Annotated in this window: 20 protein-coding genes and 1 other annotated feature; of the genes, 4 read left to right on the forward strand and 16 right to left on the reverse strand. The window is 44.7% G+C overall.

All coding sequences use genetic code 11. From position 1 onward, the window contains the following. Nucleotides 1–307: 307 nt before the first annotated feature. The gene (locus NST58_RS28770; protein WP_339245037.1) at nucleotides 308–3,403 is read left to right on the forward strand and encodes an S-layer homology domain-containing protein; all 3,096 of its coding nucleotides are present in this window, start codon (nucleotides 308–310) and stop codon (nucleotides 3,401–3,403) included. A 432-nt stretch (nucleotides 3,404–3,835) separates the two neighbouring features. Here the strand turns inward: NST58_RS28770 and NST58_RS28775 are convergent, their stop codons facing one another. From NST58_RS28775 to NST58_RS28785, 3 genes are all read right to left on the reverse strand, one after another. Continuing rightward, complete coding sequence (locus NST58_RS28775; protein ID WP_339245040.1) at nucleotides 3,836–4,030, reverse strand: hypothetical protein; 195 nt, start codon at nucleotides 4,028–4,030, stop codon at nucleotides 3,836–3,838. Nucleotides 4,031–4,120: 90 nt separating this feature from the next. Next, on the reverse strand, nucleotides 4,121–5,404 hold the full coding sequence (locus tag NST58_RS28780; protein ID WP_036680299.1) for an ArsB/NhaD family transporter: 1,284 nt from the start codon (nucleotides 5,402–5,404) through the stop codon (nucleotides 4,121–4,123). 164 nt (nucleotides 5,405–5,568) lie between these two features. Further along, entirely contained in the window at nucleotides 5,569–6,921 is a 1,353-nt protein-coding gene (locus NST58_RS28785; protein WP_339245043.1) for a PQQ-binding-like beta-propeller repeat protein, read from the reverse strand. A 246-nt stretch (nucleotides 6,922–7,167) separates the two neighbouring features. On the opposite strand from NST58_RS28785, the gene NST58_RS28790 reads away from it, so the two are divergent. Beyond that, nucleotides 7,168–8,253, forward strand: a complete 1,086-nt coding sequence (locus NST58_RS28790) for an LLM class flavin-dependent oxidoreductase (protein ID WP_076128762.1) — start codon at nucleotides 7,168–7,170, stop codon at nucleotides 8,251–8,253. Between the two features lie 61 nt (nucleotides 8,254–8,314). Here NST58_RS28790 and NST58_RS28795 read toward each other — a convergent pair whose 3' ends face one another. Both NST58_RS28795 and NST58_RS28800 read right to left on the reverse strand, forming a co-directional pair. Then, a complete protein-coding gene (locus NST58_RS28795; RefSeq protein ID WP_036680302.1) occupies nucleotides 8,315–8,554 on the reverse strand; it encodes a hypothetical protein in 240 nt (79 codons plus the stop codon). Further along, nucleotides 8,551–9,558, reverse strand: a complete 1,008-nt coding sequence (locus NST58_RS28800; RefSeq protein ID WP_175617364.1) for a TIR domain-containing protein — start codon at nucleotides 9,556–9,558, stop codon at nucleotides 8,551–8,553. The genes NST58_RS28795 and NST58_RS28800 overlap by 4 nt, the downstream gene beginning before the upstream one ends. Before the next feature lie 149 nt (nucleotides 9,559–9,707). Here NST58_RS28800 and NST58_RS28805 point away from each other — a divergent pair, with 149 nt between their 5' ends. Beyond that, complete coding sequence (locus tag NST58_RS28805; protein ID WP_312151008.1) at nucleotides 9,708–10,865, forward strand: N-acetylmuramoyl-L-alanine amidase; 1,158 nt, start codon at nucleotides 9,708–9,710, stop codon at nucleotides 10,863–10,865. Nucleotides 10,866–10,959: 94 nt separating this feature from the next. Here the strand turns inward: NST58_RS28805 and NST58_RS28810 are convergent, their stop codons facing one another. The 5 genes from NST58_RS28810 to NST58_RS28830 form a co-directional block, all read right to left on the reverse strand. Continuing rightward, complete coding sequence (locus tag NST58_RS28810) at nucleotides 10,960–12,252, reverse strand: Nramp family divalent metal transporter (RefSeq protein ID WP_076219332.1); 1,293 nt, start codon at nucleotides 12,250–12,252, stop codon at nucleotides 10,960–10,962. Between the two features lie 205 nt (nucleotides 12,253–12,457). Continuing rightward, nucleotides 12,458–14,137, reverse strand: coding sequence for a glutamine--tRNA ligase/YqeY domain fusion protein (locus NST58_RS28815; RefSeq protein ID WP_339245046.1), 1,680 nt, complete (start codon nucleotides 14,135–14,137; stop codon nucleotides 12,458–12,460). Between the two features lie 81 nt (nucleotides 14,138–14,218). Then, nucleotides 14,219–14,479 (reverse strand) — a binding site (T-box leader). A 45-nt stretch (nucleotides 14,480–14,524) separates the two neighbouring features. Continuing rightward, nucleotides 14,525–16,081, reverse strand: coding sequence for an SAM-dependent methyltransferase (locus NST58_RS28820; protein ID WP_339245049.1), 1,557 nt, complete (start codon nucleotides 16,079–16,081; stop codon nucleotides 14,525–14,527). Between the two features lie 55 nt (nucleotides 16,082–16,136). Further along, nucleotides 16,137–16,823, reverse strand: a complete 687-nt coding sequence (locus tag NST58_RS28825; RefSeq protein ID WP_339245052.1) for a copper amine oxidase N-terminal domain-containing protein — start codon at nucleotides 16,821–16,823, stop codon at nucleotides 16,137–16,139. Between the two features lie 3 nt (nucleotides 16,824–16,826). Then, nucleotides 16,827–16,991 carry a hypothetical protein gene (locus NST58_RS28830; RefSeq protein ID WP_339245055.1) on the reverse strand — a complete coding sequence of 55 codons (165 nt, stop codon included), beginning with the start codon at nucleotides 16,989–16,991 and terminating at the stop codon, nucleotides 16,827–16,829. Between the two features lie 164 nt (nucleotides 16,992–17,155). On the opposite strand from NST58_RS28830, the gene NST58_RS28835 reads away from it, so the two are divergent. Then, nucleotides 17,156–18,340: an oxalate decarboxylase family bicupin gene (locus NST58_RS28835; RefSeq protein ID WP_076128773.1), complete on the forward strand. Its 1,185-nt coding sequence runs from the start codon at nucleotides 17,156–17,158 to the stop codon at nucleotides 18,338–18,340. An 18-nt stretch (nucleotides 18,341–18,358) separates the two neighbouring features. On the opposite strand, the gene arsC is transcribed toward NST58_RS28835, so the two are convergent. The 6 genes from arsC to NST58_RS28865 form a co-directional block, all read right to left on the reverse strand. Continuing rightward, on the reverse strand, nucleotides 18,359–18,778 hold the full coding sequence (gene arsC / locus NST58_RS28840; RefSeq protein ID WP_076280270.1) for an arsenate reductase (thioredoxin): 420 nt from the start codon (nucleotides 18,776–18,778) through the stop codon (nucleotides 18,359–18,361). Nucleotides 18,779–18,799: 21 nt separating this feature from the next. Continuing rightward, nucleotides 18,800–20,089, reverse strand: a complete 1,290-nt coding sequence (locus NST58_RS28845) for an arsenic transporter (protein ID WP_076128777.1) — start codon at nucleotides 20,087–20,089, stop codon at nucleotides 18,800–18,802. 128 nt (nucleotides 20,090–20,217) lie between these two features. Beyond that, a complete protein-coding gene (locus tag NST58_RS28850; RefSeq protein ID WP_036680319.1) occupies nucleotides 20,218–20,544 on the reverse strand; it encodes a metalloregulator ArsR/SmtB family transcription factor in 327 nt (108 codons plus the stop codon). An 81-nt stretch (nucleotides 20,545–20,625) separates the two neighbouring features. Then, the gene (locus NST58_RS28855) at nucleotides 20,626–21,171 is read right to left on the reverse strand and encodes a GNAT family protein (RefSeq protein WP_339245058.1); all 546 of its coding nucleotides are present in this window, start codon (nucleotides 21,169–21,171) and stop codon (nucleotides 20,626–20,628) included. Between the two features lie 39 nt (nucleotides 21,172–21,210). Then, on the reverse strand, nucleotides 21,211–22,554 hold the full coding sequence (locus NST58_RS28860) for a HAMP domain-containing sensor histidine kinase (protein WP_076277125.1): 1,344 nt from the start codon (nucleotides 22,552–22,554) through the stop codon (nucleotides 21,211–21,213). Beyond that, nucleotides 22,555–23,223: a response regulator transcription factor gene (locus tag NST58_RS28865; protein ID WP_076128780.1), complete on the reverse strand. Its 669-nt coding sequence runs from the start codon at nucleotides 23,221–23,223 to the stop codon at nucleotides 22,555–22,557. Nucleotides 23,224–23,237: the final 14 nt, after the last annotated feature.

The raw sequence follows: 23,237 nt of genomic DNA on the forward strand, positions 1-23,237 counted from the left end.
GTATGGACAAAAAAACAGAGGCATTGCGTTTTTAACATTCGCAATACCTCTGTAGGAACAGTCGGCAATCATTATTCAAAGTAAATCAATTGGAATTATAATATTTAAAATATCATCGATTTTATAAGCTGTCAACAAAAAACAAGCCCTTTTATGGAATAGAAGTGGAGTTATTTCTAGTTCATAAGTTAGAAAAGCAATGAATTTAATCACTTTCAGTAGGATGAAAGTATTAAAAAACTTTGCTTTTGCGTCGATATAATGAAGTAAGCTTATGACAAATTGGTTCTAAGGAAGGGGCTTTTGCTTGAAAAGCATATCATTAAAATGGGGAGCAACACTTGTTGCCCTTAACACCTTGTTCGGTGGTACTCTCTATGCATCTGCAGCTGAAATCACTCCACCGTTCTCCGATTTAACCGAAATACAACAGACGAAAAGTGCCGCAATCCTCGAGGCTGCTCGTCTAGGATTGCTTAAAGGCGATCCCAATGGACAATTCAGACCCACTGCGACTATGACTCGCCAAGAGCTGGCAGCCATTTTAGCGAAGACCTTAAAGCTAGATTCCTCAGTGAATTCCGCTTCTTCCTTTAGAGACGTATCTGATTCCAGTTGGAGTGTCTCCGCTATTGAGGCTGTTAAAAAGGCAGGATTTATGGAGGGTGATCTTACAGGTAATTTTAATCCATCCAGACCTGTAACTAGGGAAGAGCTTGCAGTTATATTTGTACGTGCCATCCGCGGAACTGGAGCACAAGGCGGACAAGCCAACAAGGTTAATGACGAATCCACAATCAGCAATTGGGCAAAAGAGTATACTGATGTCGCACTACGTCTTAAACTTATAGACTCTCCCGAAGATATGTTCAGCCCCAAAGGTACTGTTCAGCGGCAGGATATGGCTTCTTTTCTGCTGAATATTTTTAAAGAAGAACAACAAACTGCAACGATCGACAATATAGATGGAGATTTCGTAACGATCAATGGCACGCCTTACCTCATTGAAGGTACACTCAAAGAATTAATGGGTGATAGCAACCATGATGCTTTAAGAGGAGCTGTCCTTAAGTTCAATTCCTTGAATCGTCATGTAGATGGTTTGCAAGAGCTTGAAATTGTACAAAAAGGGGTTCAACTAAATACCTCCGGCTTTCCCTCCGGTTCTTTGCTCAATATTTCTGGAAATGATGTTGTTATTAAAGGTAATGTTACCGGTGATCTAAAGATTAAAAATGGCGTTTCGAGTATAACTTTTCAGGGCCAAATTGGGCAGATCATTGTGGACTCTATAACTCCAGTTACTATTCATGGCAGCGGTCCCCTGCAAACCTTAAAAATAGTCGAAGGCGGCGCTAGGATCACCATCGATCCCTCCTTGTCTATTCAAAATCTGCAGTTGCCTGGCAACAGTCTGCCTTCACATTTCATAACAAATTACACAGCCATTCAAGATAATATCCAAAAGGTTCAAAATGCATCAGGAGCCGTTGCTCCTGCATATACTTCGTCCACGTCTGCTAACTCCGTGAGCGATCCGACTCCTGAGCCTACTCCCGTTGCGACTCCTAGTCCTTCTCCGGCGCCGACTCCGAGCCCTACTCCCGTAGCGACTCCTAGTCCTTCTCCGGTCGCGACTCCTAGCCCTACTCCGGTGACGACTCCGAGCCCTACTCCCGTAGTGACTCCTAGTCCTACTCCCGTAGTGACTCCTAGTCCTACTCCGGTGGCGACTCCTAGTCCTACTCCGGTGACGACTCCTGAGCCTACTCCGGTGATGACTCCTGAGCCTACTCCGGTGACGACTCCTGAGCCTACTCCGGCGCCTACTCCTGAGCCTACTCCGGTCGCGACTCCTAGTCCTACTCCGGTGGCGACTCCTGAGCCTACTCCGGCGACGACTCCTGAGCCTACTCCGGTCGCGACTCCTGAGCCTACTCCCGTAGTGACTCCTAGTCCTACTCCGGCGCCGACTCCTAGTCCTACTCCGGTGGCGACTCCTGAGCCTACTCCGGCGACGACTCCTGAGCCTACTCCGGCGACGACTCCTGAGCCTACTCCGGTCGCGACTCCTAGTCCTACTCCGGTGAACCATGCACCAGTCGTGCAAAATAATATTGATCCAATATCTGCTCTGATCACAAGTCGTGTCCAAAACGTCGACATCAGTAATGTGTTCATTGATCCGGACGGCGACCCGCTTACATTCGCAGCTGCATCCTCTGACGCTAGCGTTGCCACTGTATCTGTAAATGGGAATCATCTCAACCTTGTGCCGGTCGATTCAGGCACAGCCATGATTACAATAACAGCAATGGACGGCCAAGGTGGCGTTAACACTGCTACTTTTGCATTCACTGTAACGTCTAATCAGCCACCAATTGCGATATCTGGAATCACTACTCAACTCTTAACACCAGGTATCACTGCACCACGTACATTTGATCTGGCCCAGCTTTTTCAAGATCCCGACAATGACATGCTTACTTATTCAGCTTCTATAGATAACGTAAATGCTGGTACACTTAGCCTTAATGGCAACACTCTGACGATAACTCCGGCAGCTAATAGTTCAGCTAGTGGTTTAGTGACCCTCACAGCAACGGATGATAAAGGAGGTTCAGCTACCTCAACTTTCACCTTGATTACAGCCCAGCTTGTAAACAACGGCTTTGTGCCAATAACCACCAAGCAAGGTGTATCCAATATTTCCTTCGATATTTCCAAGCTGATTCCTAATCAGAGTCAATTTAAAGTGTATACAGAAAGCAGCACAGGTTCATTGAGCGGACCTGCAACTCTGAATGGAGCTATATGGAATGGTCCTACAAGTCCAGGAACGGTATGGATAGTAGGTTCTGATGGCAAAGCGGTTGTATTATCTATAAGCGTGGCTTCACAGGGTACCTCTGAGCTATTCTTCTCAGAGTATCTGGACGGCGGTGACGGCAGAATCGCAGTTGAGCTGTACTATAAAGGAAATGGTAATCCCGCAGGAAAAGCAGAAGGTTACACCCTTGAAGTTCACCAATTTATGAAAGCCACCCAAACCAAACAGGTTTATTCCCGGTCATTATTCCCTGTACCTGTAGCAATGCCGTATATGTTTATAGATTCTACTTTTGGGGACGCATTTGATTTAATGAATATCTCCTATTACAATGATGAACTGAGTCTATATAATCCAAAAACATATAATATTACAGCATTAGTACTGAAGAAAAACGGCCAAATCGTGGATGTTCTCGGTGACCCTACCTCTACTCAGCAATTCCTCTCCACAGGTGGAACTATTGTCCGTAAATCTGGTATATACACTGGATCACAGCAGTATTCACTTGAGGGCGAGTGGAATCAATATTCCAAAGGAACTTACCAGTATTTTGGAAGCCATACTCCTTAAACAGCCCTTTCTAATGTAAAAAACAAGCAGGCAGTGAGCCTCCAGATATTGGAGAAACACTGCCTGCTTGTTTATCTGCATTGCGTAGGGTTAAGTCGACTTTGGGTAAACCTCGGAATAACTCCTCCGCATCCCCTCCCGTATATTTTAATTACCGAATCTAAACCCAATCTTTGATTTAGTTGCATTCTGTACACTTATTTCGTATAAAAAAGGGATTGTCCTGAATATAACTGTATTCTATACAATTAAAATCCAGAAAAATCACCTTTAGCTGAGGAAATCATGAAAATAAGTGTACTGAATACAGCTATTTTTTGGGGACAATTTATTCGATGAGTTATAACTGTACAAAATACACTTATATGCTCCCACCGTTACTCCAACCTATGTCTACCACTTCAAAATCTGCATTTTGCCTCCACTTGTTACTTATACTTCTGCATCTACTTCCACTACTTCCTCAACTTCCGCTACTTCCTCTACTCCCACTACTTCCTCTACTCCCTCTACTCCCACTACTTCCTCTACTTCCTCTACTTCCTCTACTTCCTCTACTTCCACCACTTCCACTACTTCCACTACTTCCACTACTTCCACTACTTCCACTACTTCCACTACTTCCACTACTCCTACTCCTTCTACTTCCTCCACAACTTCTACCGTTTCAAAATATCACTTCAAGCATATCGCTCCCCCGGCTCTTAGCAACGCTGCTTACATCAGATATCTTAAATATAAATACACGCTGGAGATCACAATGGACAACAGCATTAAAGGAAATCCGACCTTCAAATACTTCATGAATGTAATCGGGTACCCCTCTTTTCCTGCCAAACCTGCTACGATCAAATTAGCACTCGCACCAATCAATGTGCCATTGCCACCCAGACAAGCGCCTAAGGCCAAACTCCACCATAACGGCTCCAAATTGCTGATCCCCATATTGCCCATCTCCTGAATCAGCGGGATCATAGTTGCTACAAAAGGGATGTTATCCAGAAATGCCGAGGTAATGGCGCTGACCCATAAAATCATCATTGAGCTCATCAGCACATCACCATTCGTTATTTCAATCGCTTTTGCTGCCAGCTCTGCAATCACACCTGTCTCTACAAGCCCTGACACCAACACGAACAGTCCGATAAAAAAGAAGATCGTAATCCATTCCACGCTGTGAAAAGCTTTTTCCAGCATATGCTCCCCTCCGGTCAGCAGCAGCAGTAAAAATGCACCAGCCAGCGCAACCGTAGCGGACTCCAAATGTAACGCCTGATGTAAAAAGAACCCGGCAATCGTAATTGCCAGTACGATCAGACATTTTCGCAGCAGCTTATGATCCGTAATCATAACCTTCTCATCCATGTCCATGATGCTCTGCTGCAATTCAGGTGTAGTTTTAATTTGTTTACCGAACATCAATAACAGCAGCGGGATATACGCCAAAACAATGATGATAATCACGGGTGTCAGATTGCTAATAAAAGCCATGAAGGTCAGCTCCTTAACCGCACTGCCAATCATGATATTAGGCGGGTCTCCGATCAAGGTTGCCGTTCCGCCTACATTAGATGCGATAATTTGTGACATCAAAAAAGGCAGCGGATGTATGCGCAGTTGTCTTGTAATACTGAAGGTGACTGGCACCATAAGCAGCACTGTCGTCACATTATCCAAAAAGGCTGAAGCCACTGCGGTAATCACAAACAAAGCAATCAGTATTCTCTTCGGCTTCCCCTTCGCCAACTTGGCTGATTTCACAGCTGCGTATTTAAAAAGCCCCGTCTCAGCGGTAATCCCTACAATCATCATCATTCCTACAAGCAATCCTATAGTATTAAAATCGATGTGCTGCAGTGCCGTCTCCTGATCCACAATGCCCATCGCTATCATGACGATAGCTCCTAACATCGCCAGAATGGTACGGTGAATCTTTTCGGAAATAATAAGTCCATAAATAAGCAGAAAAATACCTATCGCCCAAACCGCTTGCTGTTCCATAATATCCCTCGGTCCTTCTATGTAATTTCGTTAACTTACAGTCTACTCATACTATAACCTTATTATCATAAAATAGATTTGTATTTTTCGCACTGGGATTGTGGAATCATTCCACTAAAAAACGACTCTGCCGGATGTTTATCGGAGAGCCGTTGTAGATTCGATTATTTCATTTTCAGAGCCTGAGGCTCCTTGAAAGCAGTTAACTTCCCTTTACTCTGCACAATAATCATCCCATCCTCCAGCAAGGTTGGGCCGAATACTCTACCTGATGTTTTGAGCTGCACGATAGGTTTGGCGGTAATTAGATCAATAGCAACCAATTTCCCATCGGTCTGGGCAACATACATGCCATGTCCGAGCAGATCGAAGCGGGCAATCGGATTGCTGATTCCTCCGTACTGGAACACAGATTTATTAGACATTTTAACACCATAGATGCTCTGTTCGTTACTAAAAAGAATTCTTCCATCATAAGGACCCGCCGCGTAGGATAACTTAGCTCCGATGGATTCATACGAATAATTATCTCGTGTTACGGCAGCTGGATCAACATCTACTGGGTAGCCATAGACTCCTTTTTGTCCCCCAATATATATCCTGTCCCCAATGATCCAGGCTCTGCCTCCGCTAGTCATATATTCTTCTTCTGGTTTCGGATGATTAGGATCTATATGAGTGGGGTTATACTCTACAGCCTTTACAAGCTTACCTGTCTTCACATCCAAATGATCGAGTGTCGTCAAAGGAAGAGGGTCTACCAATGTAGCTTCCCGTTGTGAGATAAGCGTAGTCCCCTCTGCTGCAATCGGAAGACTATGATTACCACTATTCCAAAGCTCTTTACCTGTTGTTCGATCAAACGCATGTAAAATGTCATACGTATACGCTCCGGACTCTGAGTTTTGAGCTAGCACCAGATTCCCCTCAACCATAAATGGTTCAAACAGCATTTCGCTGAAATTATCGCGCCACTGCAACTTGCCATCTTTCAGATTGTAGGCTTGAATATCGCCATTAGCAGCGAATAGCTGCTCTTTATCAATTAACAATTTACTGACACCTTTACTGGTTGCCGATGAGCTCCATTTATTTTTGCCCGTAGCCGCGTTAACTGCATAGATCGTACCTGCCTCCGAAGTGACGTAAGCCACGCCATCCTGATAGAGCAGCGGCGTTGTTAATTTGGAGCCGTATTTCCACATTACTTTTCCAGTCTGGACGTTAATTGCTAAAAGCTGACCCTTTTGAAGGATAAAAGCTTTGCCCGCTCCGACTGCAACAACACCCTTACCCATGATATAATCCGACGGCACATCTTTCAAAGCTGGCAAATCCATTGTTGTTGACCATTCAACCTTCGCAGCAGGCAGGTTTGCATAGTAATCATCACCATTCGAGCCTATAAAAGAGGTGTGTGGATCAACCGCAGCTGCTTGTACCGGATTTACCATAAGCAATACCCCTAAACCAATAACCGCAGTACGAAGATAAGATTTCAATATTGTTCCTCTCACCACCAAACTCCTCCTCATATAAGTAACTGCCTCATTTGGATAGCTTCTTAAAATCAAATATAATAATATTGGACGAGCAGGAAATAATCCTTATGGATTATTATTCCATTTTGTCAAAAACAACAGAAGAAATCAAAACATTTACTCACAAACTTACATTTTGTAAGTCATTGTGTTATAATAATCACATTCCTCCATACACGGACAGGCTTTAGCAAATATATGAATAACAAGGGGTTTGTGAGCATGAGTAACGAAGCAACCGCAGCACCAGCATCCGATTTTGAATTTGGTATCTATACCTTAGGAGACATCGTAGCGGATTGTCATACAGGGAAGAAGATCAGTCCAAAACAACGTCTCGACGAAGTTGTAGCTGCAGCTAAGCTGGCAGATGAGGCGGGACTTGATGTATTTGGTGTAGGTGAGCATCATCGTCTTGATTTTGTAATTTCTTCGGTGCCAGTGGTGCTGGCTGCCATTTCTCAGGTTACTAACAGAATTAAACTAACGAGCGCAACAACCGTATTAAGCACCATTGATCCTGTACGGGTGTTCGAGGATTTCGCCACACTTGATTTGCTGTCAAATGGACGTGCAGAGATTATTGCGGGGCGTGGTGCTTTTGTGGAGTCTTTTCCGCTCTTCGGGTATGAGCTTGAAGATTATCACCGTCTATTCTCCGAGAATATCAATCTACTCTTGGAGCTTAACAAACATGAAGTTATGAACTGGGAGGGCGCCTTCCGTTCATCGCTGAAGAATTCGGAGATTGCTCCACGTCCATTGCAAGAGAATCTTCCGCTCTGGATTGGTGTAGGCGGTTCTCCAGAAAGCGCGGAGAAGGCCGGGATGCTCGGGACCGGAATGGCTATCGCCATCCTAAGCGGCAGTCCAGAGCCTTTTCAAGAGCTTGCCGCAACCTATCGGCGTGCCGGAATTCAAGCAGGACATCCACCTGAGGATCTAAAGATTGCGATCACTAGCCACGGTTACATTGCTGAAACCTCACAGCAGGCTTTGGATGAATATTACCCTTACTACTATAGTTACCGTAACTCTATCAGTCCAAAACCGGGTCAAGAGTACAAGGTGTCTCGTGATGACTTTGGGCGATATGTATCTGCTGATAACACGATGGCTGTGGGCAGCCCGCAGCAAATTATCGAAAAAATTCTCTATCAGCATGAGCTGTTCGGTCATAGCCGCTTTATGACTCAGCTCGATATCGGCGGCCTTCCTTACGCTCAGGTAGCCAAAGCCATTGAACTTTTGGCAACAGAGGTTGCACCTGTAGTACGGCGTGAGATCGCCAAGAAGAACAGCCGTTAGAATGGAATACCAAAAAGGGGCCCTCAAGCCAACGGCTGAGGCCCCCTTTTTATAAAAAAAATCACGCAAAGGATGGTTTATTATTATCTACTTTTCCGCTGATAAGCTTCTTATATTCGTCGTCTCCGCCGTCCAAAGAAGGTGCAGTATAAATCTGAGCTGAAGCTGGCTGCTGAGCAGAATGACTCGAGCCCGCTTTTCTTTTGGTGCTTTTGTCATCGCCGCCTGCACTCCTGCTCCCACCACTCGCAGATCGGAGAACAGCATCGGATAAGCTGTTAATACCTTTTATTCTCTTCATGCTGAATCCTCTCCTACTAAATGATTGATGGTACGGAATAAATCCTGATTATTCCCAACTACCGCCTTAAGATCATCTGCAGATAATCCATCACTTCCTGAGAAATGAACGGAAAGAACATACTTCTTACCTAGAGGATAGCATAGGATATATACCTCTGCAACTTCCGTGCGTTGAAAAAAAGTCCATTTACTCGATAAAAATGCATCTACCACACTAGGCTGCTTCTCATTCCCTTTCGTTACAGACAAGGGATAGGAGTGACCGCGTCCGACATTCCCCCCCACCTGAACAAGTTGTTCCTTCTCTTGTGCCTGCCAGATGGCTGCACCGATTACACGACAATGCTTCGGAGGTAAAAAGGAATTGCGTATCGCCTCACTAAGTGCGTGATATTTATCTCCATTCTCGGAGATGGTCACATTACTATTATATTGCCAAAAAAAATGAAGGATACTTTCCTTGCGCCTTAAATCCATCTTTAGCTGCTCTAAATCTTTAAGCGGGTCACGGAATCTTCCACGTTCTTGAATACTATCAATAATCTTACCACAGCTCACATCCACAGCAGCCGTAGGATTATCGTGATGCACTTCATACTCTAAAGATGTAATTCCCGCTAAATCAGATAGCAGATGATATTCTTCTACATTTTCTCCAGGGATGAGATCATCACGCGCAGTTACCTGATCAGGCACTAGACAAAAAACACGGCTGCGCCGTAATCTAGCCCAAAACAAACCCATTTCAAACCCCGTATTATCGCGGGTCACATAATAATATTTACCACGGATTTTGGCGACATCATCTGGCGAGAACACAAATACGGCAAAATCGCTCTCATCCAAATTTCGCTCCAACGCCTCCATAGTGTATTCATTCGCCCGAAAAGCGTTGGCATACCAAGGATGCACTTCAGCATCCCTCTTCAGCTGCTCATGAATCGCTCTTGCATAACGTATAGACTCCCTGGAAGATCCAATGAATAGCTTTGGTTTAGTCACGGCAATGCTCCTTCATCCTCTTTCCCGATATGTAATAATTATACAAGTCTTTAGACCACCAGAAAAGAGGCCATATTCTCAAAAAATATTATTCTAAACCTCGTAAATTGGGTAAGGAATTACGACTACTCTCAAAAAGCGAGGATACTATGAACAAAATGATAGGTGTCACCCTGCTCACAGCTTGCCTTTTGGGTATAGCAGCGCCACAGTCTGCTGAAGCAAAGACAGCAGCGGGAAGTTATACCGCACAGGTATATGCGAGTTCTTTAAATGTACGCGATGAACCGGCTAAGAATGCAACTGTTGTAGGATCAATTAAGAATGGGGCTCGGGTTACTGTGACTGATGAGCAGCACGGATGGTTAATGGTTAAGGCGGGGAGCACCTCTGGCTGGGTAGCGGGTTATTACCTAAAAAAGGTGAACAGCAACTCCCTGCAATCCAGCGCTTCTGGAACGTCTATTGCTACTAAAACCAATACTGCCTCGTCAACATCAGCCAATACTTCTAGTAGAACTTCAAAGGCTACAGTCACGGCTGATTCTCTGCGCATCCGAAGTGGCCCAGGAACTCACTATAAGGTGCTCGGTTCTTTAAAAGCCAAGGATACAGTCACTCTCCTTCTTCATCAGAACGGCTGGGCTCGAATTCGCACAGTCAGCGGTGAAACTGGTTGGGTGGCAGAGCAGTATATCCGAAGTGGAAGCACATCAAGCAGTACAAGCAGTACAAGCAGCATAAGCACCGTCCAGCATAAAGGCGGACTACGAGGAAAGCTGATCGTCATCGATCCTGGTCATGGCGGCAGTGATCCGGGCATGCTTGGCACTACATATAACACCATGGAAAAAGATTTGAATCTGCATACTGCACTTTATGTCCGCGATGCTCTTGTTGCTAAAGGAGCACGGGTAGAGATGACGCGCACCCGAGACGATCAGAAGCCGACGTTAGCTCGTCGTGTTCAGATGAGCCAAGCCCTGCGTGCTGATGCTTTTGTAAGCGTTCATTATAATTCTTCACCTAAAAATGTGTCCGGAACGTTGACCTTCTTTTATTCAGAAGCGGATGATTTGAAGCTGGCGCGGGCGATTGAAACCCGGCTGGGGCAAGGCATCGGTCTGAAAAGCAACGGGTTGTCCTTTGGCGATTATCACATCCTAAGGGAGAATCGGATTCCAGCTACCTTGGTTGAGCTTGGATTCCTTACCAATCCTACAGACGAGTCCATTGTCCGCAAGGCCTCCTATCAGAAAAAAGCGGCTAAAGCCATCGCTGAAGGCGTTGCGGATTATTTTAAATAACTGGCTGGAACAACACTCCAAAAAAAGCCCGACCCATGTATCTCTCAGGTATGATCTCAGGAGATCTGTGGGTCGGGCTCTTTTGACTGCTTCCTTATACGAGCATTTGATAGACCAAGAACAAGTTCAACGATACAACCAGACCGGAGATAATCCAGCCCAGAGTGGCTGTCATTTTGCGATTCACTAACCCGCCCATAATCTGGCGATTGCTTGTAAACACAACCAGCGGAATCAACGCGAACGCAATCCCAAAGGACAGGATCACCTGACTGATCACGAGTGCTTTGGTTGGATTCACACCAAAACCAATGATCGCTAGTGGCGGAATGATGGTAATCGCACGGCGCAAGTACAGGTTAATTCTTTTGTTGATGAAGCCTTGCATAACCACATCGCCAGCCATAGTCCCTACGGAGGAACTCGACAGTCCCGCAATGAGTAGTCCCAACCCAAACGAGATCGCCGTTACTGGCCCAGCTAAGTGACCAAATTGTTGAAACGCGACATCCAGATCCTCAACCACGAGACCATTTTTGAAAAACAATGCCGCGGAGACAATAACCATAGCCAGATTTACTGCACCTGCGATAATCATCGCAATAATAATATCTATAAATTCCAATTTGAAAATCTGTTTTTTCTCCGATTCATTCACCCCGACGATACGGTTCTGTGTAAGTGATGAATGCAGGTAAATCGCATGTGGCATCACGGTTGCACCTAGAATTCCTGCGGCCAATAGGATGCTGTCCACCCCTTCAAACTTAGGTGTAAACATGCCTACGGCAACTGCTCCCATATCCGGTTTAGCTACAATAACTTGAAAAGCGAAGGCTAATACGACTATAAGGATCATCGCGGCAATCCCTGCCTCTAAGGAGCGATATCCCCGGCGTTGCAGCTCTAAGATAGCAAATGAGCCCACCGCAGTAATCAGTGCTGCTGGCAGCATCGGAATATCAAATAAGAGATATAGTCCTAATGCCGCCCCGATAAACTCTGCCAGATCCGTAGCTATAATCACTAGCTCACTTTGAATCCATAAGAAGATCGATACACTCTTCGGAAAACGATCATGGGCGATCTCAGGCAAGTTCTTGCCTGTCGCAATCCCCAGCTTGGCGGATAACGCTTGGATTAGCACAGCCATTAGATTAGAGGCCACGATCACCCACAATAAGAGATATCCATATTTGGAGCCCGCCGTAATATTGGTGGCAAAATTACCTGGATCCAGATAAGCAACAGCAGCGATAAAAGCTGGGCCTAGAAAAGGAAGTAATCGTTTAATCCCTTTGATCTCCCCGTTAAGTACGGCTTGTGCTGAAATCGAGTTCTTATGTTGTTTTATATGTGGTTGTTCTACTAAAGTTTGTTCGAGCATTTCAATTCCTCCTCTTGCCCTGAAAAAGTTGTCTATATACACGAAAGTTTCCCCTGTGCAACTTATATTTAAAGTATATGCTTATTTCTGAAAAATGTAAACATGTTTCATATGGAATTTTCATTTGCTTGTTCACCAACGACTAGGCACAAAAAAAGCTGGACGATGATCAGGAATTACCCGATCTTCGCCCAGCTTAAGCTGCTTATGAATTTTTCTTCCATGTGTCCTTCAGCGGTACTATCCGGTTCAGCACCAGCTTATCTGCCGTGGTATACTTCTTATCCACGCAGAAAAATCCATGCCGGATCAATTGAAACTTATCCTCTGGTCTTGCGTTGCCCATCGATGGCTCCAGCAAACAATCCTTCAGGACCGTTAAGGAATCTGGATTAAGATACGCGTCCCAGCGCTCACCGTCTTCTTTAGGACCGTCGTTATCTTTCAGCAGACGCTCATATAGATGAACATCAGCCTTGATAGCCTGGTCTGCCGATACCCAGTGAATGGTTGCCTTAACCTTCCGTTCATTAAACCCGCTTCCGCTCTTCGTTCTCGGATCATAGGTGCAGCGAAGCTCTAGGATTTCTCCGGTAACTTCATCCTTGATTACTTCATTGCACTTTATGAAATAAGCACCCTTCAGCCTTACTTCGTTCCCCATAGTCAGCCTGTGATACCCTTTTGGCGGCTCCTCCATGAAATCTTCTTGTTCAATATAAAGGATCCGTGAAAAAGGAACCTCTCTTTCTCCAAGTGACTTATCTTCACTGTTATTCTCAATCGTCAGCCATTCGTTATGATCTTCAGGATAATTAGTAATGACCACTTTTAAAGGCTTAAGAACAGCCATCACACTTGGAACCTTTGCCTTCAAATCTTGTCTAAGCGCATGCTCTAACATGGCAATATCCACAATGGTGCTATTTCTGACAAAGCCAATTTCCTTCACAAAATTCCGGATACTCTCCGGCGTAAAACCTCTTCTGCGTAAACCGCGAAGCGTAGGAAGTCTCGGGTCATCCCAGCCATCCACATAATGGCCTGTAACCAGCTGTCTGATATACCGTTTACTCGTCACAACTCCGGTGATGTTCACCCGTCCAAACTCTCTTTGCTTAGGAGCCTCAGGGATATCCAGCTCCTTCAATACCCACTCATAGAGCGGCCGATGATCCTTAAATTCAATCGAGCATAAGGAATACGTAATCCCTTCGATAGCATCTTGTATAGGATGGGCAAAATCATACATCGGATAGATACACCATTCGTTACCCGTTCTATAATGCTCCGCATGAATGATTCTGTAAATCACCGGATCACGTAAGTTGATATTAGGTGAGCTCATATCTATTTTAGCCCGCAACACTCTGGCTCCCGTTGGATAATCTCCAGCTTTCATCTCCGTAAATAACCGCAAATTCTCTTCCACAGAACGCTCCCGGAACGGGCTGTTTTTTCCCGGCTCCGTAAGCGTCCCTCTATAGGCTGTCACCTCTTCAGGTGATAAATCACAGACATACGCCTTTCCTTTTCGGATTAACGTAACTGCGCTATTGTATATTTTCTCAGAATAGTCTGATCCATAAAAAATATAGTCCGGTGGATAGCCCATCCATTGAATATCTTCGATGATGGCATTTACATACTCCAGATCCTCTTTTAAAGGATTGGTGTCATCAAAGCGCAAATGGAACTTCCCGCCATACTTTTTCGCAGTCGTATAGTTCGTATGAATAGCATACGCACTGCCAATATGCAGATACCCGTTAGGCTCCGGTGGGAATCTCGTGCAAATATCTCTACTGTAAGTCCCTGCTTCCAGCTCTTCTTGAATCAATCTGTCGATGTAACTCTCTGCTAATACTTCCGGTTCCTCGTTCATTGGTGTTACCTCCTGTTTATAAGTGATATCCGCCTGCTTAATCTGCAAAATAAAAAGAACCTCACCTCCAAGACTTATGGTCTTGGGGACGAAATTCTCGCGGTACCACCCCAGGTTCATTAATATGTCGCCATATTAATCTCATCAAGTACGGCAAAACATCTTAAGCAGTGCTTATACTCTAGCTCTATAACAGGAGCTCCCGTCATATCATCCCCTTAATCCGGTTCCGATATGCCCCTCAGAGGCTTGTTTCGATAAAATCCCCCTTACCCTGTTCTCATCATCCAGGGCTCTCTGTGAAGGAATGATTTCATGTACTCTTCTCGTCATCGCGTTTGATTATTTTGTATAGGATACCAAAAAGATAACCCTATGTAAATGTGCTTATTCCCCGCTCAGCGCCGCTAGAAGTTCCAATACTACTTCATTGTCAGGCTCTGCAGCCAAAGCTCTACGCGCGTATTCCAATGCAGCAGCTTCAGCTCCTAGCTCGTAGTTACAAATTGCCATGCTATAAAGCACTGATGCCAATGGTTCTTCCGTGCTCGCATGCATGGAGCGTTCTAAGTAACCCAATGCTTCCGCGAATTTATCCATTTCATACAGCAGCAACCCCGCATCTAGCGACAGATCATAACTCTGTTCCATCGGATAATAGCCCGTCCACATCAACTGTATACCTCGCTGTAGATCCAGCATTTCTTCATCACTGGCACCCGGCAGCAGCTCCGAAATCTGTTCAGCGCTATGGATAAACCATTCAGCATCATACCCACCCAAACGCCAAAAGGCCAAAATTTGCTGCAGCCCCATCGTATCTAATTGCTGATCCATCCATTCCTTCATACTAAAGAAATCATCCGGGCCAAAACGTTCTATAAACCGCTTGTAACCCAGCCGAGTGTTTGTATAGCTCAGCGGTGTTGGTAGCATAAGAATACAGCCGATGTTCAGGTTTTTATAGTGATGACTGGTGAATATTGAATGCGCCCCTTTTTGTTTCAGCACATGCTCTATCGCATGATAATTCGCGGTCAAAGAGAAGCTTCCGTGATGAATCAGCAATGGAGGTTCTGCAAATTCCCAGTTCTCTAAGCGATGGTCTCCCTTATCCGCTGTAAGCAGCACGAATCCCTCTGTAGAGAGCCGCGCAAGCCGCTCCAGACAAGTAAGCCCCACCACCGGAAAGAGTATATGTGAATCCTCCAGCTTCTGCTGATAAAGCGCTATAACGTCATGATAGGGATAAGTCTCCTCTTCATAACTAGCCGCACGCCTATAATGGTACTGCGGGATGATTTTGCCGAGCGCATCGGAGGGGTTATCCGGATCAACTTCCGCCGAATACTGGATCGAAACCTCACATTCATATATTTTTCCTTCATCCACATAAATTAATTCTTGCGGAATGCTGTCAAAAAAGTAATTTGCCACAATCACCAATGGCTGCTGTAAATCACCCGGCCGAATGCTGAGCTTAGCGTGTACTAAATGTAGTTCTACATCCTGCACAGCATCAAAACGAGCGAAGTCCAAAATACCCTGCTCTACGTAAGGAAGTAGGCTCGGGTGCTGCTGCCAGCTGGATATATTTTTGGAAGGCAAATCACTCATCACATAACGAAAAGGAGGAAGAGGAATATCTGCGTAGTCTACGATTTCACATAACTTTTTAAGCACATGGAAGGCTAACCGGCCTGCTCCTGCTCCAAGTTCTAGAATCGTAACGGTCTCTGAGAGATGCCCTTGTCCAGCCCGGTCTTGCAGAAATCCAAAGATCATCTCTGCGTATGCTGTCGCAATCATAGGGTTACTCGTAATGTACTGCGGGACCTGATCATTATTCCAAGCCTTTAATCCCTGCTCTTCATAATATGTTCGTTGCAATTCCCAAATCGGTGCTTCGCTGAAGCGATATTGCTGTTCTTTGTTACCTGTCATCTGTTTCTTTACCCGCTCTCTGTCTAGCTTGTTGGAATAATCTATAGCAATTGCCTTATTGCGCTCTCAAGGTGCGTGACCTGAAAATGACGTATTCAGCCTCTGTTGGTATGTTAACGGAAAATGATAATAATGCCGTCTTGGCGGTTGAGGAATCAGGTCCTTTCAACGTTTGATAAAAAGAATTCCCTTTACTGTCCACACTCACCAGCTCTAATTCAGCGTTTCCTTTAGGGATGATGAATCCGGAGGTATTTTGCACGCCTAAGGTCAATCTATATTCTTTCCCGGATTGAGCCTGCGTTAGCATAGTAGGATATAACGGATACGGATGTGCTGTCGTTTCGAGTGGATAAGGAGCAAGCGCACGATCTGCCTCAGGCTTCACCCATTCCTCCCCTTTTCTGGCTCCAATACCAAGGGTTAATTTATTCACATTATTAAATTGCACTTCCCAGCGAAAAGACTTAAGCCCTTCTAAAATGGGAGACGCCGGAACAAACAGAGTGCCATCCTTTATCTCTGGAGCAACGCCTAATGAATCTACGGTCTCCCCATTAAAATCTGCCTCTAGCTGCCCTGCTTTAATATTTCCTACCGATCGGTCCAGCAGTGAAACAGTAATACTCTTGCTCAGAGCGTCATAGAGCAAATCTGCGCCAATCGCATTGGAGAAGGCTCGAATCGGCACCATTAATTTACCTGCTTTGAAATAAGGGGCGAGTTTACCTGGAAAAAGCACGTATTATCCCCCGTATGACAGTGGCATTACCTGTGTCCCTAACTGGACAGCTGCCGACACCGATGTAGGTGTAACCGCAGATCCCGCGGCGAACATAATCACTAATAGACCTATTACGTAAGCTTTTATTTTCCCTAATCGTTGTAAGGACTCCTTGATGTGAATCATCACAAACCCCTCTCCAGTTCATCTAGAACCTTAGCCTCTATTAGTAATAATCAATGATGACCCTACACATGTCAACTTGTACCACTTCTGCTATCCATCATAAAAGACAGCATTCCGCATATATTTTCATTGAACTCTTAAGGAACAAGAAAGGAGAACCTCTTATGACTTCTGCTGGACAGGATTCGGCAAACAAAACAAACATCCCCCAGCCCATCCGAAGCGATGGCACAGGGGGATTAGATAAAGGACCCCGCGATGTTATGCGGGATCTTGAGAATCCGGATATGTTCGTTCCTCCGGTGACTGATGCGGGCCTGGTTCCCAATTTGAAATTTTCTTTCTCTGATGCGCATATGCAGCTTAATCATGGTGGCTGGTCCAGAGAAGTAACCGTCAGAGAACTCCCTATCGCAACTACACTGGCAGGTGTGAATATGAGCCTGACCCCCGGTGGAGTACGAGAGCTTCACTGGCATCAGCAAGCGGAATGGTCTTATATGCTGTTAGGCCGCGCTCGGATTACTGCTGTGGATCAGAATGGACGGAACTTTATAGCAGATGTAGGACCTGGTGATCTATGGTATTTTCCGCCGGGTATTCCTCACTCTATACAAGGTCTTGAAGAAGGCTGTGAATTTCTCCTTGTCTTCGACGACGGAAGCTTCTCTGATCTGAATACCTTGTCTATTTCCGATTGGTTCGCCCATACGCCTAAAGAGGTACTTTCAGCTAACTTTGGAATACCTGCCGAGGCCTTTGACTCCATCCCCACTGAACAAGTCTATATTTATCAGGATCAAGTTCCCGGCTCATTACAAAGCCAAAAGGTGCAATCGCCGTATGGAGAAATTCCACAGAGCTTCAAACATTCGCTGTTGGCACAGCCTCCATTGAAGACTCCTGGCGGGAGCGTCAGAATCGTTGACTCCAGCAACTTTCCGGTCTCCAAGACCGTGGCTGCTGCACTGGTAGAGATTGAACCTGGAGGAATGAGAGAGCTCCACTGGCACCCCAACAACGATGAGTGGCAATATTATCTTACCGGAAAAGGACGGATGACTGTGTTTGCCGGAAACGGTGCAGCACGTACCTTTAATTACAGGGCTGGCGATGTTGGGTATGTTCCTTTTGCATTTGGACATTATATTCAGAATACAGGAGAAGAATCGTTGTGGTTCCTCGAAATGTTCAAAAGTGACCGTTTTGCCGACGTCTCTCTGAACCAATGGATGGCTCTCACTCCCCATGAATTGGTTCAAAGTAATTTGAACGTTGGGCCCGAAGTGATCAATGCCTTACGGAAAGTGAAATGGCCAGTGGTGAAATACCCTAAGTTAAAAGAATAGGTTACTTTCTCCCTTTGCTTATTCACCCGTCTCCGCAAATTGTTTGATTCTTTCACCAATCTGGTCACGCACATGCTGGAACACTGCCCACTTCTCTTCATCACTCCCTTGCGCTTTTGCCGGATCATCGAAGCCCCAGTGTTCCCGTTTGACCTGCGGAGGGGTCATTGGACATTTATCCGCAGCATCTCCGCATAAGGTAATGACCAGATCGGCATTGTTCAGCAGATTAGCATCAATAATATCCGAAGTCTGGCCGGAAATATCTATGCCTACTTCGCTCATCGCTTGTACAGCTTTTGGATTTAGACCGTGAGCTTCAATACCTGCACTGTACACACTCCATTCTTCTCCTAGATATTGCTTAGCCCAGCCTTCAGCCATCTGACTTCTGCAGGAATTCCCTGTACATAAAAAATAAATCGTTCTCTTGTTCATCTTGATCTTCCCCTGTCCAAATTAGTTAATCAACAACCACATATAAAGACCTAAAAGCGTAATAAATAACGTTGGAATGGTTAAAATAATACCTGTCTTAAAATACGTTCCCCAAGAAATCTTCACGCCTTTAGCCGAAAGTACATGTAGCCACAGCAGTGTGGCGAGTGAGCCAATCGGAGTGATCTTCGGTCCTAAGTCCGAGCCTATAACATTCGCATATATTAAAGCCTCTCTAATGATTCCAGTGGTATGCGTCGCATCAATGGCAAGCGCGTCAATCAGAACGGTAGGCAGATTATTCATCAGCGATGAGATCAATGCAGCTATGAAGCCCATACCCATCGTTGCGGCAAATAAGCCCTGATCAGCAATAGACCCAATCATCTTAGCAAGTAAATCCGTCAGCCCAACATTTCGAAGTCCATATACTACGACATACATTCCGATAGAAAAGAACACAATCGCCCAAGGCGCTCCGGTAATCACTTCTTTCACCTTGACGTAAGGGCTTCTTCTCGCGAGAAGCAGGAACAAAATAGCTATGATCCCCGCAACCACAGATACCGGAATACCCAAAAATTCGCTGACAAAATACCCTACCAAAAGAACAGCCAATACAATCCATGACAGCTGGAACATTTTTTTGTCTTTAATCGCCTCATGCGGATCTTTTAGCTGTGAATCGTTAAAGTGCTTGGGAATACTTTTTCGAAAAAAGAAATAGAGCACTACGATGCTCGCCACAAGTGAGAACAGCGTAGGTATAATCATCTTGCCTGCATACTCCATAAACGTAATCCCGAAAAAATCCGCTGATACGATATTGACCAGATTGCTGACCACGAGCGGCAATGAGGTGGTATCGGCAATAAAACCGCTGGCGATAATAAACGGAAATACTTTTTTCTCATCAAAATGCAACGCCCTTACCATCGCAAGCACAATAGGCGTAAGAATCAGAGCCGCTCCATCATTCGCAAAAAATGCAGACACTAACGCACCAAGAACGATAACATACACAAACATTCGTCTGCCATTCCCGCGGGCAGCCCGCGCCATATGTAAAGCAGCCCATTCAAAAAATCCGATTCGATCCAGAATTAAAGAAATCAGAATAATAGCCACAAACGCTAAAGTAGCATTCCACACGATCTGCGTTACATCCAGAACATCATTAAAGCTGACTACCCCAGCTAGCAAAGCTATGATCGCGCCACCGCAGGCTGACCATCCAATTGATAAATTACGGGGCTGCCAGATTACAAGGATTAAAGTTACTAAAAATATAAGGATAGCTACAATAGCCAAAGTGCCATCCCCCTTTTACTGCAAATCCACATCTTTTTCAACACTCCTATATAAGCATGTGACTTCAATCCAACATCATTATATAACTATATGATTATATATAAATCAAAAAAATCCTTACCTGAAATTTAGTCGCAGCATGGCTCTTTAGCCTCTTTATTCAGTTCAGCCAATATCGATTTGGTACTAGGCATCTGTTGAAGAACAGCCTTAAGATGTGGTTTATCCTCGACATTTAACGAATAATGTACCCACTGTCCCCGCTTGCTTTCCCTAACGATTCCTCTACTTTTCAATTTCCGTAAATGCTGGCTAATCGCCGGCTGGGAAATGTCAAAGATATCAACGAATTCACACACGCACCATTCCCGCTCTTTCAGAAGAGAAAGCATTGCCAATCGTGTCTTATCTCCGAACAGCTTCAAGTCTTCAGCAATTTCCGTTAGTGTCTGCATTCCTTCTCTCCTCCTCTTGAAAGTATATAAGCTAATACTTATATTCTAGTGAATCTACCAGTCGGAAGCAAGAGTTAATTTTTAGCGGGCTATCGTCCACTCATGCTCCAACATACTGAACATCAAAGAATCCCGCCATCCATCTTTAATAAGCAAAGCATCCCTTAATCTTCCCTCATAGGTCATACCTATCTTGGTGAGTACCTTGGATGATCCGCTATTTCTAGGGTCACAGGTCGCATATATTCGATGTAGTTGCAGTTCTTCAAAACCAAATTTCAACATTCGTCTGGCCGCTGCTGTAGCGACTCCCTGTCCCCAGGCATCAGGATGGACAATATAGCCGATTTCGCCGCTTCTGTCTGTATGGCTTCTAATATTTAATTCAATCATGCCGATCAAATGTTCAGTTCCTACTGCAACTATGGCTTGCGCGAACCGAGTTCTGGGAACTTTTTGAGAGTCTTCTATTGCTTGGTTCACAAATGAAAGGGTCTGATCAGCAGTATTTGGACCCCAAGCTTGAAAACGGCATACACGTTCTTGTGAACAATAGGCATGTACATCTTGCCAGTCCGTAAACTTCAGTTCGCGTAGATAGATAGGATTTCGCTCTAGCATCATCATCTTCCCCCTCAGCGTTTGCCTTAAGCTTCAGCCCGTTAACTATTCATAGGGTTGAGAGACAGGGATCCAGACGATAAACTGGGTTCCTTCCCCAACCTTGCTCTCCACTTCTATTTTACAATCATGCATTTTTAGAATTTTTAATACAATAGATAATCCAAGTCCATTCCCTTTATGAACGCTGCTCCGCGCTTTATCCACCATATAAAAACGATCAAAAATGCGGGGCAATGCTGCCTCTGGTATGCCTTGACCAGAATCTTTAATAGAAACCTTCACAAACGCTATAGAACGCTCGATTTCGACATGAATGATACCCTCTTGGCTTGTATATTTTATAGCATTATTGATTAGGTTTTGCCAGACTTGATCAAACAAATCTTTATCCACCGTAATTTGGCAGGGTAATAAATCCAATTCTATCTGAATGTTTTTCTGTGCCCATTGTGGCTCCGCCAGAACGATCGCTCTTCTTAACTGTTCATCCAGCTGAAAAGTGGTGAGATTAACCGGATGATGTTCTGAATCAAGCGAGGCTAATCTAAGCAGATTGTCACTTAGGCGGGATAAGCGCAGCGTTTCCTGATAAATAATATCCAGATGTTCTTTTTGCTCTTCTACTGGAACGACACCATCTTGCAGCGCTCTAGTAAACCCTCTAATGGACGTAAGCGGAGACTGCATTTCATGAGAGACATTGCTGACAAAATCATCACGAACAGAGTCTATCTTTTGCAGCTCACTAGCCATATGATTAAAGCTTTCCATCAGTTCCCCGAACTCATCTTGATTTTTATGCGTCAAGCGCACAGATAAATCGCCTGATGCCATTTTTTTAGCTGCTTCCGTCAGACGTTTGATAGGCTTAACAATGAATCCGGACATCAAGAGAATCAGTAAACTTCCAATGACTAAGACCGTTAGAAGTGTAAAAAACACGTTGCGTCTGAATGTGATCAAGCTCGACGAAAAATCAATTTTAATGATGAGCGCAGCTTTCTCCTTATCTACGATGGGAATGCCAACAATAGCAACACCAGACTTATCATTAAGCATCACTGCGTCTGTGGAATCTGGCTTAAATAGAGCGGCAACCTTCTCCTTATCCACTGAAAAAACAGCATCACTCCACTCATTCACTCTCACTTTCGCAATATCGACCCCATATTTATTGAGCAGTTTAGTAAATGCCTGTGCTTTTTCCGGATCATCGATTAGGGTAAGCACTTTGGCTACGTCTCCAGCTACTCTAATGAAGATATGGTTTGGGGTCACATTATTTTCGGAAAACCGTACATTTAGCAAAAAAGAGATCATTAAGCTGACGATCACAATCCCAATGAACGTAATGACAATACGCAGACGCAGGCTTTTTTTCAACATTTAGGCCAACTCCAGACGGTATCCAAGTCCTCTTACCGTAGAAATAATTAGCTCGGGAATCGATTCAAGTCTTTCTCTCAGACGTTTGATATGCACATCTACCGTACGCTCGTCGCCTTCATAATCGACACCCCAAATATTTTCTATGAGCTGAGAACGCGTGAATATTTGCCCTGGCGAACCCGCCAGAGCAAATAACAACTCACATTCCTTTTTCTTCAACTCCACCGTTCTCTGAGCCGTAACAACGTTCAAATTCCCCAGATCAATCATCACTGCGCCTAGTTGAATCACACTCGAGGAGGTTAAATGATATCTTTTTAATAGTGATTTTACCCTCAGGACCAATTCAATGGGATCAAACGGTTTGACTAAATAATCATCTGATCCGGCATTAAATCCTCTGACTTTGTCCTTAGATTCTCCTCTAGCTGTAACCATCAGAATTGGAATATCGATATAAGATCGGATATCTTCGGTCAATTCAATACCATCTACATTTGGCATCATCACATCTACAATCACCAAATCGATCTTTGTATGCGCTAGAATGTCTAATGCCTCTTGACCGTCTGCTGCTTCCACTACGGAAAATTGGTTTTTTTCAAGATATAATCGTATTAATCTACGGATATGAGAATCATCATCCGCCACTAGAATCGTGTTCATCTCTCAATTTTCCT

It is taken from the genome of Paenibacillus sp. FSL R10-2796, assembly GCF_037965315.1.
Taxonomy (GTDB): Bacteria; Bacillota; Bacilli; order Paenibacillales; family Paenibacillaceae; genus Paenibacillus_AQ; species Paenibacillus_AQ odorifer.

Excerpts from the sequence above, each read along its gene's own strand:
- NST58_RS28790 (WP_076128762.1), top strand. The coding sequence starts at position 7,168 with ATGAGTAACGAAGCAACCGCAGCACCAGCATCCGATTTTGAATTTGGT.
- NST58_RS28815 (WP_339245046.1), bottom strand. The coding sequence starts at position 14,137 with ATGAACGAGGAACCGGAAGTATTAGCAGAGAGTTACATCGACAGATTG.
- NST58_RS28795 (WP_036680302.1), bottom strand. The coding sequence starts at position 8,554 with ATGAAGAGAATAAAAGGTATTAACAGCTTATCCGATGCTGTTCTCCGA.
- NST58_RS28835 (WP_076128773.1), top strand. The coding sequence starts at position 17,156 with ATGACTTCTGCTGGACAGGATTCGGCAAACAAAACAAACATCCCCCAG.
- NST58_RS28865 (WP_076128780.1), bottom strand. The coding sequence starts at position 23,223 with ATGAACACGATTCTAGTGGCGGATGATGATTCTCATATCCGTAGATTA.
- NST58_RS28860 (WP_076277125.1), bottom strand. The coding sequence starts at position 22,554 with ATGTTGAAAAAAAGCCTGCGTCTGCGTATTGTCATTACGTTCATTGGG.
- NST58_RS28830 (WP_339245055.1), bottom strand. The coding sequence starts at position 16,991 with ATGATTCACATCAAGGAGTCCTTACAACGATTAGGGAAAATAAAAGCT.
- NST58_RS28805 (WP_312151008.1), top strand. The coding sequence starts at position 9,708 with ATGAACAAAATGATAGGTGTCACCCTGCTCACAGCTTGCCTTTTGGGT.
- NST58_RS28820 (WP_339245049.1), bottom strand. The coding sequence starts at position 16,081 with ATGACAGGTAACAAAGAACAGCAATATCGCTTCAGCGAAGCACCGATT.
- arsC (WP_076280270.1), bottom strand. The coding sequence starts at position 18,778 with ATGAACAAGAGAACGATTTATTTTTTATGTACAGGGAATTCCTGCAGA.
- NST58_RS28850 (WP_036680319.1), bottom strand. The coding sequence starts at position 20,544 with ATGCAGACACTAACGGAAATTGCTGAAGACTTGAAGCTGTTCGGAGAT.
- NST58_RS28780 (WP_036680299.1), bottom strand. The coding sequence starts at position 5,404 with ATGGAACAGCAAGCGGTTTGGGCGATAGGTATTTTTCTGCTTATTTAT.
- NST58_RS28855 (WP_339245058.1), bottom strand. The coding sequence starts at position 21,171 with ATGATGATGCTAGAGCGAAATCCTATCTATCTACGCGAACTGAAGTTT.
- NST58_RS28810 (WP_076219332.1), bottom strand. The coding sequence starts at position 12,252 with ATGCTCGAACAAACTTTAGTAGAACAACCACATATAAAACAACATAAG.